The sequence below is a fragment of the Paenibacillus sp. Soil787 genome, assembly GCF_001429545.1.
Classification (GTDB): Bacteria; Bacillota; Bacilli; order Paenibacillales; family NBRC-103111; genus Paenibacillus_E.
Window position 1 is genome coordinate 301,218 of sequence record NZ_LMSP01000023.1, and the last position, 17,745, is coordinate 318,962.

At 44.4% G+C, this 17,745-nt stretch carries 19 protein-coding genes and 1 riboswitch; of the genes, 4 read left to right on the top strand and 15 right to left on the bottom strand.

The window, feature by feature from the left end; all coding sequences use genetic code 11:
* Nucleotides 1-34: 34 nt before the first annotated feature.
* A riboswitch (cobalamin riboswitch) is annotated at nucleotides 35-188 on the bottom strand.
* A gap of 32 nt (nucleotides 189-220) precedes the next feature.
* From ASG93_RS20870 to ASG93_RS20920, 11 genes are all read right to left on the bottom strand, one after another.
* On the bottom strand, nucleotides 221-748 hold the full coding sequence (locus tag ASG93_RS20870; RefSeq protein WP_056834833.1) for a hypothetical protein: 528 nt from the start codon (nucleotides 746-748) through the stop codon (nucleotides 221-223).
* Nucleotides 749-809: 61 nt separating this feature from the next.
* Nucleotides 810-1,076: an aspartyl-phosphate phosphatase Spo0E family protein gene (locus tag ASG93_RS20875; protein ID WP_056834835.1), complete on the bottom strand. Its 267-nt coding sequence runs from the start codon at nucleotides 1,074-1,076 to the stop codon at nucleotides 810-812.
* Between the two features lie 68 nt (nucleotides 1,077-1,144).
* Nucleotides 1,145-2,350: an aminotransferase class I/II-fold pyridoxal phosphate-dependent enzyme gene (locus tag ASG93_RS20880; RefSeq protein ID WP_056834837.1), complete on the bottom strand. Its 1,206-nt coding sequence runs from the start codon at nucleotides 2,348-2,350 to the stop codon at nucleotides 1,145-1,147.
* Nucleotides 2,351-2,365: 15 nt separating this feature from the next.
* Entirely contained in the window at nucleotides 2,366-2,857 is a 492-nt protein-coding gene (locus ASG93_RS20885) for an Lrp/AsnC family transcriptional regulator (protein WP_047677420.1), read from the bottom strand.
* Between the two features lie 182 nt (nucleotides 2,858-3,039).
* Complete coding sequence (locus tag ASG93_RS20890; protein ID WP_156410987.1) at nucleotides 3,040-3,336, bottom strand: hypothetical protein; 297 nt, start codon at nucleotides 3,334-3,336, stop codon at nucleotides 3,040-3,042.
* 171 nt (nucleotides 3,337-3,507) lie between these two features.
* Complete coding sequence (gene cysK, locus ASG93_RS20895) at nucleotides 3,508-4,419, bottom strand: cysteine synthase A (protein ID WP_056835152.1); 912 nt, start codon at nucleotides 4,417-4,419, stop codon at nucleotides 3,508-3,510.
* A gap of 84 nt (nucleotides 4,420-4,503) precedes the next feature.
* Complete coding sequence (locus ASG93_RS20900) at nucleotides 4,504-5,817, bottom strand: MFS transporter (protein WP_056834841.1); 1,314 nt, start codon at nucleotides 5,815-5,817, stop codon at nucleotides 4,504-4,506.
* 118 nt (nucleotides 5,818-5,935) lie between these two features.
* On the bottom strand, nucleotides 5,936-6,436 hold the full coding sequence (locus ASG93_RS20905; RefSeq protein ID WP_056834843.1) for a hypothetical protein: 501 nt from the start codon (nucleotides 6,434-6,436) through the stop codon (nucleotides 5,936-5,938).
* A 137-nt stretch (nucleotides 6,437-6,573) separates the two neighbouring features.
* Nucleotides 6,574-6,993, bottom strand: coding sequence for a DUF350 domain-containing protein (locus tag ASG93_RS20910; RefSeq protein ID WP_056834846.1), 420 nt, complete (start codon nucleotides 6,991-6,993; stop codon nucleotides 6,574-6,576).
* Between the two features lie 79 nt (nucleotides 6,994-7,072).
* Nucleotides 7,073-7,753, bottom strand: coding sequence for a PspA/IM30 family protein (locus ASG93_RS20915; RefSeq protein WP_056834848.1), 681 nt, complete (start codon nucleotides 7,751-7,753; stop codon nucleotides 7,073-7,075).
* A gap of 138 nt (nucleotides 7,754-7,891) precedes the next feature.
* Entirely contained in the window at nucleotides 7,892-10,252 is a 2,361-nt protein-coding gene (locus tag ASG93_RS20920; protein ID WP_056834850.1) for an endonuclease MutS2, read from the bottom strand.
* Nucleotides 10,253-10,495: 243 nt separating this feature from the next.
* On the opposite strand from ASG93_RS20920, the gene ASG93_RS20925 reads away from it, so the two are divergent.
* Nucleotides 10,496-10,864 carry a phage holin family protein gene (locus tag ASG93_RS20925; protein ID WP_056834852.1) on the top strand — a complete coding sequence of 123 codons (369 nt, stop codon included), beginning with the start codon at nucleotides 10,496-10,498 and terminating at the stop codon, nucleotides 10,862-10,864.
* Between the two features lie 181 nt (nucleotides 10,865-11,045).
* The gene (locus ASG93_RS20930; protein ID WP_056834855.1) at nucleotides 11,046-11,432 is read left to right on the top strand and encodes a cupredoxin domain-containing protein; all 387 of its coding nucleotides are present in this window, start codon (nucleotides 11,046-11,048) and stop codon (nucleotides 11,430-11,432) included.
* 122 nt (nucleotides 11,433-11,554) lie between these two features.
* Here the strand turns inward: ASG93_RS20930 and ASG93_RS20935 are convergent, their stop codons facing one another.
* The gene (locus ASG93_RS20935) at nucleotides 11,555-12,160 is read right to left on the bottom strand and encodes a transposase (RefSeq protein ID WP_056834858.1); all 606 of its coding nucleotides are present in this window, start codon (nucleotides 12,158-12,160) and stop codon (nucleotides 11,555-11,557) included.
* 336 nt (nucleotides 12,161-12,496) lie between these two features.
* Between ASG93_RS20935 and ASG93_RS35275 the strand changes: the two genes are divergently transcribed.
* Together ASG93_RS35275 and ASG93_RS35765 are read left to right on the top strand one after the other, a co-directional pair.
* Complete coding sequence (locus tag ASG93_RS35275) at nucleotides 12,497-12,649, top strand: hypothetical protein (RefSeq protein ID WP_156410988.1); 153 nt, start codon at nucleotides 12,497-12,499, stop codon at nucleotides 12,647-12,649.
* Nucleotides 12,650-12,767: 118 nt separating this feature from the next.
* A complete protein-coding gene (locus tag ASG93_RS35765) occupies nucleotides 12,768-13,016 on the top strand; it encodes a hypothetical protein (protein WP_162262868.1) in 249 nt (82 codons plus the stop codon).
* A 68-nt stretch (nucleotides 13,017-13,084) separates the two neighbouring features.
* On the opposite strand, the gene ASG93_RS20950 is transcribed toward ASG93_RS35765, so the two are convergent.
* The 3 genes from ASG93_RS20950 to pheT form a co-directional block, all read right to left on the bottom strand.
* On the bottom strand, nucleotides 13,085-13,639 hold the full coding sequence (locus tag ASG93_RS20950) for a CvpA family protein (protein ID WP_235550921.1): 555 nt from the start codon (nucleotides 13,637-13,639) through the stop codon (nucleotides 13,085-13,087).
* 6 nt (nucleotides 13,640-13,645) lie between these two features.
* Nucleotides 13,646-15,172, bottom strand: a complete 1,527-nt coding sequence (gene zapA / locus ASG93_RS20955) for a cell division protein ZapA (RefSeq protein WP_056834862.1) — start codon at nucleotides 15,170-15,172, stop codon at nucleotides 13,646-13,648.
* Nucleotides 15,173-15,266: 94 nt separating this feature from the next.
* Entirely contained in the window at nucleotides 15,267-17,720 is a 2,454-nt protein-coding gene (gene pheT, locus ASG93_RS20960) for a phenylalanine--tRNA ligase subunit beta (protein ID WP_056834864.1), read from the bottom strand.
* Nucleotides 17,721-17,745: the final 25 nt, after the last annotated feature.

The window sequence follows — 17,745 nt, forward strand, 5'->3', positions numbered from 1 at the left end:
TCCTGATTTAACGCGATCCTTTTCCTCGAAGGATGTCGTAAACGGCACCATGGGCAGGTATCCTGACTCTCCCGGCAACTCATGCCTGGATTACAGTGGCGGGACCGCGCTGGATTTCAACCGGCTTCCCTTTTAAGTGGCAATCTCTCCGTAGTGAGCTTACCATCACCTATGGCTGCATATTTTACTATCAATCTATTTGTCGATTATAGACCTCTTGTTACTTTTGTGCAATTACTTTGAGCACTTGCTTCGACTCATTCAGCTTCGGAGCATTTTGAGGAATAAAAGCCACCAAGCCTTTCCCTTCAAAACCCTGCTCTTTCATCCATTTGTTTCCTGCAAGTGGAATACCATACAGATGCTTTTCAGCAGGCTTGCCCTCTTCAGCTATTTGAATAACGCCATCCGGATAATCTTCCGGTTTGATCGTATCATCCAAAGAAACGAAACCCGCTTGATTACTTAGTGATTTGAATTGATCTTCGGCAAGAATCAAGATACCATTTTCTCCTGCAGCCAGCTCCACAATCATTTTTTCCAACGAGAAAATAGGCGATGCATTGATTTTGACTGTAGGTACCTCGCCTACCTTGGATTTCAAAGAACTTTCCAGCTTGCCCCCCGCTTCACTTGGAAAACCATTAGCACCCATAATAAATATTGATACATCCGGCTTCGGCCCGCCGCAACCCGTAAGCATCACCATAAGCCCCACTATCATAACCAACAGCCATTTCACTTTCATGTTGTGAGCGTACCTCCGTTTGTTATCTGAATCCATCGATAGTCGTGAGAAAAGTCGGTTTTCACCGACTTTTTTTCCCATTATGCATATATTCATTTATTTTTTGGTCTAGTATTGTGCTCAATTCAACGACGGAATCAGATGTCATTTCTTCCCCATCAAAAACCATCTGTTCTAACCTTTTTCGCAGAGAATGAATCTCTTCTTCTAATAAGGTAAGGGAGTTTTTCTTCTTCGCACGCTTGGTCAACCAACGTTGTCCGAAATCCTGTTCACGAATTTGAAAATGTTTTTGATAGGTTGATAGTTGATATTCCATAAAAGCCATGCTCATCCCTCCTTACTACAAGAATACCAGTTTTCATCAATAATGAACATATTTATTTACGTTATACATTACAATTTTCTCATGAAATTTCCAATTCTCTCTAATGCTTCATTCAGTTGAGAAACACTATAGGCATATGAGCAACGTAAGAAGCCTTCTCCACCTAAACCAAACACATCTCCAGGCACGGCAGCAACCTTTGACTCAAATAATAGCCGCTGCGCAAACTCTTCTGAAGTTAATCCTGTAGCGACAATACTTGGAAATGCATAGAAAGCGCCTTGCGGCTCATGGCATTCGAGACCAATATCTCGAAACCCTTTTACGATCAGACGTCTGCGCTGGTTATAGGACTCGATCATCCGATCCTTCTCTTCCATACCATTCGTCAACGCCTCGTGAGCAGCAACCTGACCCATGACCGGTGCGCACATCACGGTATATTGATGAATTTTGGTCATCGCCGAAATCAGCTCCGAATGACCGCAGGCATATCCCATCCGCCAGCCTGTCATGGCAAAAGCTTTGGAGAAACCGCTAACCAGGATTGTCCGGTCTTTCATGCCAGGAATAGCTGCGAAGCTCACGTGCTTCTGACCATAAGTCAGCTCCGCATATATTTCATCAGAAATGACAATAAGATCATTCTCTTCGATGACTTTAGCAATCGGAAGCCAATCCTCGTAGGTCATAATACCGCCTGTTGGATTGCTAGGATAACAGAGAATTAATATTTTGGAGCGTGGTGTAATCGCGTCGCGAAGTGCTTTCTCAGTCAGCTTGAACTGGTCCTTCGCGAAGGTCTCGATTCCAACAGCTACACCGCCGCTTATGCTCGTGATAGGGGAATACGAAATATAACAAGGCTCAGGTATAAGAATCTCGTCGCCTGGCGTTATCAAAGCTCGGAGTGCTAAGTCAATCGCTTCACTGCCGCCAACCGTTACAAGGACTTCATTCGATGGCTCATATTTCACTTTAAAGGACGTATGAAGGTAATCGGCGATCGCTTCACGAAGCTCAGGAATACCTGAGTTTGGTGTATATTTCGTTCTACCGCGCTCCAAAGAATGCACAGCTGCTTCACGAACATGCCAAGGTGTTGAGAAATCCGGTTCCCCCACACCAAGAGAAATAATATCTTCCTTGCTGTTACTCACCAAATCAAAAAACTTCCGAATACCTGAAGGCTTCATTTCACGTACGGCAGGAGCGAGGTAGTCCTTCATCGATTTTACCTTATTCTGCTGGATCGTTATCTCATCTTTGATCATGGCGTTCCCTCTTCTTTACGGCGAAACGAGCATTCGGTGATCATCTTCCTGATCCTCGAATATAATGCCGTCTTGTTTGTATTTTTTTAATATAAAATTCGTCTTTGTTGAAAGTACACGATCAATTGGCGAGAGCTTGTTAGACACGAAAGAAGCGACTTGTTTGAGGGAACTTCCCTCAATTTCCACAAGCAAATCATAAGCGCCAGACATGAGATAAACCGATTTGACTTCTGGATATAAATAGATCCGTTCCGCGATAGCATCAAACCCGTGTCCGCGTTCCGGCGTAATTTGCACTTCAATCAGGGCGGTAACCTTTTCGTCATCCACTTTACTCCAGTTAACTACTGTCGCGTATTTGACGATGACCTTATCCGCTTCCATCTCGCTTATCGCTCGCGCCACCTCGGCCTCCGCCGTTCCTAGCATAGTGGCGATCAAGTCCGCACTCCTGCGGGCATCTTCCTTCAGTAGTTCGAGAATTTTAAGCTTCAAAGCATCCATGGTTAAACCTACCTTTCTGAAATCTGATTCGTTCATCCTTTAATCTTACAATGAATTGCTGTCCTAATTCAATTACTGAGCTTGTTTTAGAGCGGAATATTTTTGTATAACCGAAATTTCCACCTTACAAATTGCAAAAAGGCCATCCGGTTCTCCGAATAGCCTCTGATTACCAGTAATCTTCAGGATTGAGCTTGAACCAAACTAACCTTCGATTCGGCTTGCAGCAATTTGTTCATCATGGATCCAATTTCACGATGCTCGTACGTAGGACGCACATGAACATGACATTCTCCCGCCATACAACCGATTCCGACTAGTTTATTCTCATCATAAACCGAGATAACGTGATCCGATTCGAAATCGTTCCAATTGACAATCGCTTGAGCTCCAAATGTTATGCATTCTTCTGTATATGTCCGTATAAATTCCTGGAATTGATCTTTTTCAGGAAGCGCATTAATATAGGCTAGTTTCACAGTATTTCCACCTTTCATACCAAACCTTCTTATACTCATAATTATACTCAATTATGAATTTTTATTCAATATTTTTTCATCGTCTTTTTGTTAAAAAATAATGTAGAACGGCCCATCCGAATCATTTTGATCCGATGGGCCGCTTTATATTCGCTAAGCTTATTCATGCATCTAATCAAAAATGTCCATACTCAAATATCTTTCTCCCGTATCCGGAGCAATACAGAGCACTCTCTTGCCAGCGCCTAGCTTACGAGCAACCTGCATACCTGTCCACACCGAGGCTCCGGCTGAGGGTCCCACAAGAATGCCTTCCTTGCTGGCCAGATCTTTCATGGTTCGGATCGCATCTTCGTCCGTCACCTGTACGATTTGATCGTATATGCTTGTGTTGAGAATAGCGGGTACGAAGCCTGGACTCGTACCGACGAGTTTATGCGGACCCGGGCTTCCTCCAGATAGAACCGGTGAACCTTTCGGCTCCACCACATAGATCTGGATATCCGGCAGCTTCTCTCGGAGCACCTCGCCTGTTCCAGTAATCGTTCCGCCAGTGCCTGAAGTTGCAACGAATGCATCCAGACGCCCATCCATTTGCTCCAAAATTTCCGGAGCCGTTGTCGTGCGATGAATACTCGGATTCGCTGGATTCTCGAACTGCTGTGGAATATAGCTGCCAGGTATCTGGTCGCGCAGCTCCTTCGCTTTCTCAATTGCACCCGGCATCCGCAGCGCGGCGGGAGTGAGTACAACCTCTGCGCCATAGGCCTTGAGCAAGTTAATGCGTTCTTTGGTCATGTTGTCCGGCATGATCAGAATGGCTTTGTAGCCTTTGGCTGCCGCATTCATGGCAAGTCCAATGCCAGTATTACCGCTAGTCGGCTCGATAATCGTAGCGCCAGGACGAAGCAGCCCATCTTTCTCCGCCTGCTCGATTAAATTAAACGCAGCGCGGTCTTTCACACTGCCGCTTGGATTGAAGTATTCAAGCTTCACGTAAAGCTCCGCATCATTCGGACCTACCAATCGCTTAATCCGCACGGCTGGTGTATCACCAATCAGCTCTGTGATGCTATTCACCATTTTTTTATGTGTCAAGGGCTATACCCCCTCCTCTTCCCAATAAAACAATCTATACCCACATTTTTACGGGAAGCACGAAAGATGTCAAGTTCTTAATACAGTCAACTGCTTCTTCATAAAGTACCAGCTGACGAGTGGTGAACTGCCAATGATCAATAACAGTACGTTTATCACGAGCGGCGCCGTACTCCACGAAATGACACAAATGAATAAGAGCACACCGCTCACACGCCCTACATTGAGTGAAAGCTCACGAAGAACAACATACTCTTCCCGCTGCTTAGCGCTGGCTTCATTTGAACCAATTAGATCGAATACAGCCGACACCATAGGCACCGAATACAACGGAAAGAAGAGCGAAGCTCCTATGCCGAAAATAAGTAAAGTGCTATACCCCATTTTCCAGAAAAAAGGAATAATAACGGCCACGATCATCGCCGCGCCAATCAGCATACTTATCTTACGAAAGTGAGGCTTAATAAATCGTCCCGCCGCCCAGAAACTCACTAAAGATACCGCAGAAGTAATCAATACGAAACTCCCTAGTCTCGCTTCACTAGATGTGGATATATAGACGAGAAGAGCAATCATGAAACCAAAGACACCCTCTCGAACTCCTTGAAATACCAAGGCTAAGCACACGCGCTTCCATGGTGTTTCGGCTTGCCTTAGACAACGAACGGGAAACAACCATTCGTAGCTACCTTGTACTTTCCGTTTTTTCAAAAAGAAACTGATAATCACGCCTAGCACAAAGATACCTAACGAGATGGAAAAGATTAACCGATAACCAGCACCATCTCCCAAACTCACAATGAGTAAACCGGAGATCCATGGTGCAATTATTCCTGCGCCAGAACCCAATAGCCCAACCCAACCATTGAACCGATCTCGATTATCGGGGTCCGTCACTTCAAAATAAACAACATTAAAAGCAATCCAGAATAAGCCCGCTGAAATTCCCTGGACCATACCTAACCAAACAAAATAGTGAAAGCTGCTTGATCCAAGCCACAATACCAGCATATAAAAACCCGCGGAAACCGCTACGCCAAGCCGTAAGCAGTTCATTTTATTGTGTTCCTTCACCCATTTCCCTGCTAACCAGAAGGTCAGCGCCATTGTCAAATGCGTCGTTAACGTAAACCAACCGATTAAAGCGTAGTCATTTTTGGCCTTCCACAAATACACACCAACAAAAGTCCCCGACAAGGCATTTGCACTGCCAAACAGCGTGTGAACGATGAGCAAAAGAATCGCTTGCGCATCTAGTCGGCCTTTCTTCTGTGAACCCTTAACTTGGGCGGCTCCACTTGCTCGGTCTTCAAAATAATTGCCTTTAGCGCCATCTATCGCCCTACTTGGCCCAACAAATTGCTTACTCTTTTCCTTTTGCATACTCCTCCTCACCTTTCCCCATAGATCGAAATAGCTCTTGTTAAGCTTCCCCAATCGTGTGAAAATATGAGGCTGGGCATATAAAAAAACCGAATCCATGAAGGACTCGGTTCCACCATTACTCCGATTTAATACGTTCAACCATGAGCAGTCGATCTGTATCAGATAAGATTTTCTCCACCTTAAAGCAAGATGGGCACACAAAGATATTCGAAGTAAAGGGACCTGTTAGGAAAGCACTTCCTAACGTTTTGGGAATAACTGGCGTGAAAGAGGAGCCACTCGTTACCTCGGCACCTGCAAACAACATCAGTTCATGACAACTTGAGCACTCGGGTGCCTCTTCTTGTTCGTCCGTAATATGCTGAACTTTTTCTCCGTATTTATCGAGAGGTTCATCCGAATCATCCCAAGCCAATGACAAATCTTCATCCGAATCGGCATATTCTTGTTCATCAAAGCGAAGCGGTTGACCTGTTTGTTTCACTTTTAAATCAATGCTTCTATAATCATTCAGTTCGTTAAAACAGTGCGGACATTCGTCCTCTGGTCCAATTTCTGGATCCCAAACGATCTCCGTTTGACACCATGGACAAACTATTTCTTCATTGGTACTCATTGCGTAATCCTCCACCTAATGCATTCATGCATATTTCAATAAATAATAAACCCCTGCCGCCACAAATACAAATGCAATGGCAAACAAAGTGCCCCACAGGTATTTCATTGTTCATGCCTCCAAGATTATGTATGATTCTAAGTTACACAAGCTCCGACCACGTAGGAAAGAGAGACAGACAGCGTCAAGGACAGGAAACCTACAGCACGATTATCTTTTTTGATTTCTTCATCAATTTTGAAATAAGGCGTCAAGAATTCAAAAATGAAGTAGGCAACTAGCAAAAGCAAGAATCCGTACCCTGCCCAGATGAGGGAATGCATCATCGTGTCATTGTTTAGGATAGCGAATCGGAACAGATTACAAATCCCAAAAATCTTCCCACCTGTAGCCATCGCTACAGATAAGTTGCCTTTTTTGATCTCAGCCCAGTCATCATATTTGGTGACCATCTCGAAAATCGTTAGAAATACAACAAGCGCGACTACAGCAACTGCAAAAAAGGCAAGCGTTGATAAATACGGGTTACCTAGCAATACATCCACCTCTTCGTTCATTTCGTCTCCTGCCTTCCTTCACGAAAGATAGAAGAGACTGAGTTTGACTCAGTCTCTCGCAGGTACTATTAGTATAGCATTAGGATTGTTTTTTTTCAGCAAGCTTTGCTTTCATTGCTGCCAATTCGTCATCAATTCCGCTGCTGCTTCCGCCAAGTCCGTCAAGCTCATCATCTAAGCTGCGGTTTTTAGCACGGATCTCACCGCTAGCTTGCGCTTCAGCTTCCATTTGAAGCACTTTCTCACCCATACGGTCAAAACCTTTAGCTGCATTGTCCGTACCAAAGCCAGACATCGCTTGATTGATTTGTTTTTGAGCTTTTGCTGTTTCAGCACGAGCAATCAACAAATCCTTCTTGTTCTTCATTTTGTTGAACTCGTCTTTCATTTCCGTTAATTGGCTGCGAAGTTGATCCGCATTCGTTTTCGCAAGATCATATTGGCGTTTCAATTCATCGTAGCGTCCTTGGTGCTCTTTCTTGTCTTCCAGTGCGCGGCGAGCCAGGTCTTCATTGCCTGATTCAAGAGCTTTCATAGCCTGCTCTGTACGCTTCTTAACCATCTCTTCGGATTCTTCGAATTGAAGCTTGAATTTCTTTTCGATCGCGATTGACTTAGCTACCGCAGTCTCTGCCTCCAAGATATCTTCTTCCATATCACGCAAAAACTGATTTAACATTTTAACCGGATCTTCTGCTTTGTCGAGCAAGTCATTGATTGAACCCATTGTCATATCACGAAGTCTTTTAAAAATTCCCATTTTTGAATTCCTCCTAAGGTTTATAAAACGTATATTCATATTTGGGTATGCGAATTCTTTTTTTAATCACCGGTGCTTACACATATTACATACGCAGTCCCAAAGAATGAGTTTCAAAAAGATGAAAAAATTTAAAAGCTATTTCAATTCGACGATCGTAACTCCTGCTCCGCCTTCGTTGTAATTCCCCATACGGTAGCTCTTCACATGCTTATGACGGCGCAAGTATTCTTGCATTCCAGTACGCAGCACACCCGTTCCTTTGCCATGAATCAAGTAAACTTGACCCAGGTTGCCCAAGAAAGATTCGTCCAAGAATCGATCAGCCTCGATCAGGGCGTCCTCCATATTGAGACCGCGCATATCCAGTTCCATCCGGATGTTATCATCTCGTGTTCGTTTGACGGTTGTAGCCACTTGATGAGCTGGCTTTTTCTGAGCCGTGCTGCCGATCTTCTCGAGATTCGACAACTCGACCTTCATTTTCATAATGCCCAACTGCACCGTTGCTTCTGTGGCGCTAACAATCTCTACAACGTGACCCTTCTGACCTAGGGTCACGACACGCACTTCATCCCCGGCCTCGATTCTCTCAGGCCGCTTCTTCGCCGCGCGAACCTGCTTCTCGCGCAGTTCTGGAGCCGCCTGTTCAAGGCGGCGCTTCGCTTCTACCAACCGGTGGTCCTTGACGCCACCGGCTTCCTCCTGCGCCATGCGCCGCAGATCGGCGATGATTTCATCCGCCTCGCGGCGCGCCTTGGCGACAGCCTCACGCGCGTCGCGCTCAGCCTTCTCGAGCAGCTTATCGCGCTGCTCATCGAACTTAGCCTGCTGAGCCTCTAACGTCAGGCGCATCTCTTCCGCATCTCGTCGCATCCTCTCAGCGCTTTGGCGCTCAGCTTCCGCAATCAGGCGGTTCTCCTCAAGCGACGCGATCATTGACTCGACGCGCTTATCCTCCTCGCCTACCTGCGTACGTGCGTGCTCAATAATACGCTTCGATAAGCCTAGGCGCTCTGCAATCGCAAACGCATTACTTCGACCAGGAACACCTACAAGCAATCGGTAAGTCGGACTTAACGTTTGTATATCAAACTCCATGCTTGCGTTAATGGTGCCTTGTTTTTGATAGGCATAAGCCTTTAACTCCGAATAATGCGTCGTTGCAATAATTCGGCAGCCGATTTGATGAATATAATCCAAAATGGAGATCGCTAATGCCGAACCTTCAGCAGGATCCGTACCTGCTCCAAGTTCATCCAGCAAAACCAAGCTCTTTGGAGTCATATCCCTTAAAATGCTTATGATATTCGTCATATGACTCGAAAAAGTACTTAAATTCTGCTCTATGCTCTGCTCATCACCAATATCCGCATAAATCGCATCGAATACACATAACTGGCTGCCTTCCTCAGCTGGTACAAACAACCCTGACATCGCCATTAAGCTAAGGAGTCCCACTGTTTTGAGGGAGACTGTTTTACCTCCTGTATTAGGCCCAGTTACAATGATTTGTGAGAAGTCATTGCCGAGCTCCAAATCAAGCGGCACAACGGAATCAGCCGCGATAAGCGGATGACGGCCGCGCTTTATTTTAATGAAGCCGCGATCATTTAATCTAGGCATTGTAGCTTTCAGTTCCCTAGCTAGACCAGCTTTTGCAAAAGTAAAATCAAGCTCAGCCAATTGATCCACATCAAGCACGAGCAAATCCACTTGTTCAGCAACTAGCTCAGTTAGTGCACGTAAAATCTTCTCAATCTCAACTTCTTCCTTAAACTTTAATTCACGAACTTTGTTATTTAATTGAACAATAGTATCTGGCTCAATGTATAGCGTCGCACCCGATGCCGACTGATCATGAATCATCCCGCCAAAGCTGGATCTATACTCCGATTTAACGGGGATTACAAAACGATCGTTACGAATAGTGATCAATACGTCTTGTAACATTTTCTGAACAGATGAGTTGCGAAGCATCTGCTCTAATCTCTCGCGGACTCTTCCTTCACCTGTGCGTAATTCGCTTCTCACACGTCCCAGTTCAGGGCTCGCACCGTCAACAACAAAAGCATTCTCATCAATACAACTATTAATTTTATCTTCTAATGACTTATTTTCAGTGAGTAATTCAACCTGCCCTTTGAGCATCGGAATCGCGTATTCTTCGTGAACCGCGAGAACAAATCGCTTTAACCTGCGTGTACTGAACATAGTCGTAGAAATATCGAGCAGTTCTGAAGGGTTTAACATCCCGCCAATTCTAACCCGGTGCAAGGAAGATCTAATATCACGAATCCCACCAAAAGGGGCATTTCCCTTCAAACGCTCTACATTAACAGCCTCATCAGTTGCTTGCAGCCGAAGCTTGACGAGTTCAAAATCACCCTTAGGTTCAAGCTTCTCCACGGCGTTCTTACCAAGCGAAGTAGACGCATGATGAGCTAGTTTATGTAAAATCTTCTGATAATCTAATGTTTTAATTATTTTCTTATTCAACTATCCCAACCTCTTTTCTCTACCCTATATTATAAACCAAAACAAGCCCGATTAGCTACGGAGACAATCGTTATATGGAAGATGCTGCCTACCATAAAATTCATCGAATTGGATACACTAAGCTGTGCACCTATCTTCCTGCCAAAAGGAATGCAAGACTTGAACACACGAAGCATTGTTTGCAAAAAATCACTTCTTGTCATGAGAACTTGTTCTCATCACAAAAAGAAGGAGGTTCACGAGATGCATCTTCTCGGACATCTGGTAAGGTTTATTGTTTCTGCTTTGGTTTTAATGTTTGTCAGCTGGTTAGTTCCAGGTTTTAAAGTCGGCGGTTTCTGGAGCGCATTTTTTCTAGCTTTGGTCATTGCTGTTGCTGCTTGGATCATTGAAGGGATCTTCGGCAAACAAATCACTCCCTTTGGCAGGGGAATCGTAGGCTTTCTGGTGAGTGCGCTTGTCATTTGGGCCGCCCAGTTTGTTGTAAGTAACGTATCTACGAGTATCATAGGTGCCATTTTAGCTGCTTTAGTCATTGGAATCATCGACCTATTCATTCCTGTGAAAACCCCCTTTGAACAAGGGATCTCAGGAAAAGAAAAGCGTCGATAAAAAGTATCAGTTTCGATAACTGATACCCATGCTAAAGCCCAAAAAAGATCGGTCTGCCGCGTATTCACTCGCCGGACCGATCTTTTCTTTTATCAATTTCTTTCACGAGTTTGTCACTGTTTTTTTAGAAGAGGTCGTGTACAATGATGAGGGAAACCAATACAATCTCGGAGGGGTATACATGAAGAAATTACTTGTTCTTTTAATGGGAATAGTCTTAGTCATTGCGATAGCTGCTTGTGGAAACAAAGATACAAAATCAGCACAATCAACTGCATCTCCCGCCGCTACAACGCAAGCTGCAGGTCAACAAGTTGTATTGAAAGCCTCTAACTTCAAATTTGACCAATCCGAATATCGCGTCAAAAAAGGAGAGCCCGTTACAATTACACTTGATAATACTCAAGGCGTTCATGGCGCATCCATTAAAGAATTCAAAATAAATCTCGATAACAGCAACAAAACAGTCACCTTTACGCCAGATAAAGCAGGATCTTTCCCAATTAACTGTTCCATCATGTGTGGCAGTGGTCACGCTAATATGAAAACAACATTGATTGTAGAATAAATTAAGCTATCAGTTCATAAGACCTTAGACCTTATCGCGGCAATACAGCGGTAAGGCTTTTTTATATTTACATAGTATTACATTTCCTCTGAATTCGCATTTCATAAGTGAATAACGTTACGTCAAAGCACTTGACAATACCTTAAAAAGACAGGAAACAAATAAACAGATAAGAAAGCATCCATCCACTTTCTAAACAAAACATCCTCAACATACTTAATGCTCTTGGAATTAGTGAACATATATGTACAGAAGTTGGTATTGATCTTTTGAGAGTTGACGGTTAAATACTTTCTTTTATTTTGGCTGGACTTTACTTTCTTTTTACGCATCCTGTCCGCGCCTGAACCCATGCGTGAGTATTGCTTATATAAAGCTAGTTGCAGCTTCTCCAGCATCAACTTAGCAGTTCGATAATTCACTTCAAGCAAGCTTGCGAACGCTGCAATCGAATAAGTTTGGCGATCCTGGATCAATGCTCGTATAGCTTTGAACCAAATCATCAAAGGAAGCTTAGATTTATGCATAACTGTTCCAGCAGTTAATGAAATTTGCGTGCGGCATTCTTTACACTCCAATAAATTACGAGTTTTCACTAAATAAAATAAATGATTATCGCAACTCGGGCAACAAAACCCACCCGCCCACCGTCTTTTCGTCAAAAATCTTACACAATCTTCCTCCGTCTTGAGAGTGTCATCCAACGATTCATATAAATATGTATCCATGAGTCGCCCCCTCTCAATATTAATGCAACTCTTAAATTATTTCCTATATTTGTATTATACAGAACATTTGTTTGTATGTAAAGAAATTTATTTTTCCGAGATTAATACTCTTAAATATTCATTTTCTGTAGTATCTACATTGAAAAAATCTATCAATTATCGGCTAATCAATAATTTGATAGCAGTATTTCCGGTCTCTTCCCATTTAGGGATATAGAATGTTTTAAGGCTTCTGAAGAGTTTTTGATGATTGTAGATACCACAGAAAACATAATTTTAGAATATATCGGTTCGAGTAAAGGTATTTTTCGACAATATAGGGTTAAAGTTCTTACCATGTCGCAAATTACGAGGCTCGATAGAGGTAGTGGCTTTGGCTTTCGGCCTGTAGCTGCCGGGGCTGGTGCTGTAGTGATGGGTGTCACTTTAGTTGTGGTTGTTTCTATGGGTGTGGGTGTGGCTCTTGTGGCTGTGGCTGTGTGTGGGTAGTGTGGGTTTGGGTAGTGGGTTTGGGTAGTGGGTTTGGGTAGTGGGTTTGGGTAGTGGGTTTGGGTAGTGGGTTTGGGTGTGGCTCCTGTGGCTATGGCTATGGCTGGGGCTATCGTTGTTGGCTGCAGTTATGGTTATGGTTATGGTTATGGTTATGGTTATGGTTATGGTTATGGTTATGGTTGTGGTTGTGGTTATGGTTGTGGTTATCGTTGTGGTTGTGGTTGTGGTTGTGGTTGTGGTTATCGTTGTGGTTATGGTTGTGGTTGTGGTTGTCGTTCTCGTTGTGGTTGTCGTTGTAGATACTACAGAACTCATACGTGTAGTGGATGTAAGTCGGGAGTACTGGTGCTGGTGCTCGTACTGATACAAGTACTAGGCTGCATGGTGTAACTTATAAAAGCTGCCTTTCTATATTAGAAAAGTAGGCAGCTTCTATAGGGGGAGTCCTTGTTTCCAGAGTTCTTGGAGTTTACCTGCTATATTGGGTAATTCGTTAATTAAATATGGAGCTATGGTTGAGCTTGAGAGCAGCTTTTGAAGTCCATCTGAGGGCATGATGGTGATTACATTGACGGCTATAATGATGATCAAAAGTGCTTCAGCTAAGCCCAACAATGCGCCGCTCCAACGGTTGATGAAGTTTAGACCTGGGGTTTTTGCTAGAATATTAAGTGCTCTGCCTATGATGACTAGTGCGAATTTTACGCCAAAAAACAATATAGCAAAGGCTAAAGCGTTTAGGATGTAGGTATCCAGATTAAGGCCTTTTACGATAAATTCGTATTTTTGGTAATTTTGATAGGTAGGCAGTGAAATTGCGTTTCGAAGCAGAGGAGCAAAATCCCTGTAAAAATAAAATGCAACGAGGTAAGCGAGAACAAAACCTGAGAGTGAAACAATCTGGGCTATAAATCCTCTAAAGTAACCAAGCAGGAGACCCAAAGCTACTATCGACAACATGACATAGTCTAATGTATTCAGTGTCACTGTGGATTACCTGCCAGGACTATCGGTTTCTACAAGCTCGATCCACTCATTGTATTCATTCTGCAGTTTAGCATATTCCTCGCGTAGTTCTTTATACTCTTCTTTGATGTTTTGAAGTTCTTTTTGTTGAGCTTCATCGTTCAAGCTTTGGTGCATTAACTCTTCTTTTTCTCTGCGGGCTTGGGCTAAAATCCGTTCTTTTTCTTCTTCATAATGTTGAGTAAGAGAAATTCGCTCTAATTGCTGCTGCTCTAGTAAGGCGTCAATTTGAGCTTGATATTGTGTAATAATGGTTGATTTTTGGTCTTCAAGCTGTTGAATAATGTTTGTTTGTCGTTCTTGGAATTCCCCGACTAGATTGCCCTTATCTTGCTCAAAACGCAGAATCTTAGCTTCTGCCTCGTCCTGGTAAAGGGAGGTGAGTGTTTCTAACTCCTCTTTGTGCTTGAATGAGAGGGTTTCTAGTTCCTCTTGATGTTGATTTGTAATAAGATTTATTTTCTCTTTATGTTGGTTTGAAATTGTATGTATTCTCTCTTGAAGTTGGTTCGTGATTGTTTCAAGTTCCGTTTGATGTTGGAATGTGATGTGTTCTAGTTCTTCGTGATGTTGATTAACGAGTGTTTCCTTTTCCATTTGATACTGATTCGAAAGCTTCGAGATCTCTTCTTGATGTTGCATGTTTATGATTTCTTTATCCTGCAGATGTTGATGCATGAGTGCTTCTTTGTCTTGTTGATATTGCTGGTTTAGCATTTCTTTGTCTTGTTGGTGGATTTCTGAAAGGGTCAGTTTTTCGACTCTGTGTTGTTCGTTCAGCTTTTGCAGCTGTTGTGCCTTTTGTTGTTTCTCTTGTTCGAATTGTTGCTTTGTTTGTTGGTGTTGTTGTTTTTCTTGATCTAGCAGTTGTCTTACTTGTATTTGTTGACGTTTTTCCTGCTCTAGCTGTTGTTTGACTTGTTCTAATTGTTGCGTGACTTGCTCTTGCTGCTGCTTTGCTTGTTCTTGCTGTTGTTTAGCTTGCTCTTGTTGTTGTTGTTTGGCTTGCTCTTGTTGTTGTTTGGCTTGCTCTTGCTGTTGTTTAGCTTGTTGCAGTTGTTGCCTCAATTGTTCTTGTTCTTGTTTTGCTTTCTGCACTTCTTGTTTCAATTGCTCTTGCGTTTGGTTTCCTTGCACTAGCTTAGCATTTTGTTCGCTTATGGATGTCTGTTGTTGCTCGTATTCTTGTTTCAAATCGTTAAATTTAACGATTAATTTGTCATAGGCGGCTTTGGACGCCTCTTGGTCCTTTTGGGCTTTGCTCAGTTCTTCCATAATTTCGTTCATACGGAAGCACTCATCAGCCATGTTTACTGCAGCTAGAACGGCGATTTTCTGTGAATCTAACCGCGGATAGCCTTTTGCAATACGAAACATTTGTTCGTTCACGTATTCAGCCACTCGCTTCATGTAATTGGTGCTGGTGCTTGCTTTTAATTTGTATTGGTGTCCATATATATCAACGGTAATCCTCGTTTTATCTTCAGCGTTCACTTGTTTATATCCTCCCTTAGATGAAAGGCTGGCCCTATCGAGTGTAATTTCGATAAGACCAGCCTGTTTTCCTGCAACTTAAATGAAAGTTACACTATTTTCTTAACTCTGCCTCATATTGTTGTTCAAGGGTTTGCACAACTTTGGAATGGAGCTCTGTTACTTCTTCATCCAGCAGTGTTCTCTCTGCGTGACGGTATACTAAGGCAATGGCTACGCTTTTGCGATTTGCGCCTAAACGTTCACCTGTATAGATATCGAATACTTGAATAGATTCTAACAAGTCTCCGGCAACTTCGGCGATGGTTTGCTCCATAAGACCTACTGGTACACTAGTGTTCACTACTACAGCAAGATCGCGCCCAATGGACGGATAACGCGGCAGCAATTTATATACGATTGCATCTCCTGCAGCTTCCAAGATTGGAGAAAGTTCAACCTCTAGCACATAAGTGTCATCAAGATCACGCTGCTGTTGGACGGTAGGATGCAGTTGGCCGATTCGACCTATGACTTGCTCACCTTCAGCTGTGTTTAAGAGAAGCTCAGCTGTTCGGCCTGGATGGAAACCATCTGGTGATGCAGATTTATAGGTAAGCCCTTTAACGCTTAGGTAGTTTACAAGGCGGCCAAAAACACCTTTGATATCATAAAAGTCGACAGCTTCGGACTTCTGTGCCCAATGTGCTTGACGACGTTTGCCTGTCAATACGATGGAGAGAAGCAGCTTCTCTTGCGGCAAGGCTGTAAGTGTAGACTCATCTGTGATGAATACTTTGCCGATTTCGAAAATAGCCACGTCATCCATCGTACGGTTACGATTGTAGCTAACAACGTCTAGCAAATGCGGCAGCAAGCTAGTACGCAGTTGGCTGCGATCCTCGCTCATTGGCATAGCGAGCGAGATGGGCTTCGCCGCTGGGTATAGACCCGGAAGCGCAACGGTTTGATCCGGCTGCGTGAAGGAGTAAGTGATAACTTCATGCAGTCCGCTCTGTGTAAGGAGATTCCGCGTGATGCGACGGATCGACTGCTCTTTGGTCAAGGAGCCGGGTGTCGTCACGCCGGTCATTAAGGTTGTCGGGATGTTATCGTAGCCGAAAAGACGAGCTACTTCTTCGATCAAATCGACATCCCGCGTGATGTCTCCGCGGCGGCTCGGCACATGCACGAGCAGCTTGCCTTCGCCTGCCTGCTCGAATGTAAAGTGCAGGCGCTCTATGATTTGACCCATCTCAGCCAAAGAAAGTTCAGTGCCGAGATAATTATTCACACGGTCAGCAGCTAGCTCGATGCTGACCGGCTTGTGTGAGCCTGCTACGGCTTGGACGATGCCGTCAGCGACTTGACCTGCTGCGTACTGAGCCATTAATGCAGCAGCACGGTTTAATGCCGGAAGCACTGCTTCCGGGTTCACTTCTTTCTCGAAGCGAAGACTTGCTTCAGAGCGAAGACCTAGCTGGCGTGATGTGCGGCGTACAGAGCTGCCAGCGAACTTGGCGGATTCAAGCAGAATCCGCGTGGTGCCTTCGATCACTTCGGAGTTAGCGCCGCCCATAACACCGGCAATCCCTACCGGCTTCATGCCGTCCGTGATAAGCAGCATATGCGGCTCTAACGTACGCTCCACATCGTCGAGCGTGACGAGCTTCTCGCCAGCCTCAGCGAGACGTACATCGATGTGGCCATTGTTAAGCTGATCGGCATCGAATGCGTGAAGCGGTTGGCCGTATTCAAGCATCACAAAGTTTGTGATGTCTACGATGTTGTTGATCGGGCGGATACCAGCCGCCATCAAACGGTTCTGCATCCACAGCGGAGAAGTGCCCACGCGCACGCCTTCAATAAGGCGAGCCGCGTAGTGCGTGCATTGCTCCGTCGCAGTGATCTTCACACTGATGCGATCAGCAGCTTTCACTGCGGCTGTTCCAGCCGCCCCGCGCGCTGCTTCCGCATCAGGCAATTTGACGCCGCGTCCTAGGATCGCTGCGATCTCATAAGCAGCTCCCAGCATGCTCAAGCAATCGGAGCGGTTTGGTGTCAGGTCAAGCTCTAACACCTTGTCGTTAATAGCAAGGACGTCTAGAATTGAGCTGCCAATTTCGGTATCTTCAGGCAAAACTAGGATGCCTTCTTGAATTTCCTTCGGCAGCAGCTTATCGTTCAGACCAAGTTCTTTGGCTGAACAGATCATTCCTTGTGACTCTACGCCGCGCAGCTTAGCGCGTTTGATTTGCAATCCGCCAGGCAGCACAGCACCAATCATGGCGACAGGCACCTTTTGTCCCGCATCAATATTTTTAGCCCCGCAAACGATTTGCAAGTCTTCGCCTTGTCCGGCATCGATGATACATACACTTAATTTATCTGCGTCTGGGTGTTTTTCGCGTGATTTGACAAATCCAACGACTACGTTCGTTACACCCTTATTGCGATCTTCCACGATATCCACTTCGATGCCGCTTCGGGTCAGTTTTTCTGCTAATTCCTCGGCTGTAAAGCCTGATACATCGACATATTCCGATAACCATTGATAAGAAACCTTCATCCTTAACCCCTCCTTTTCCTAATGC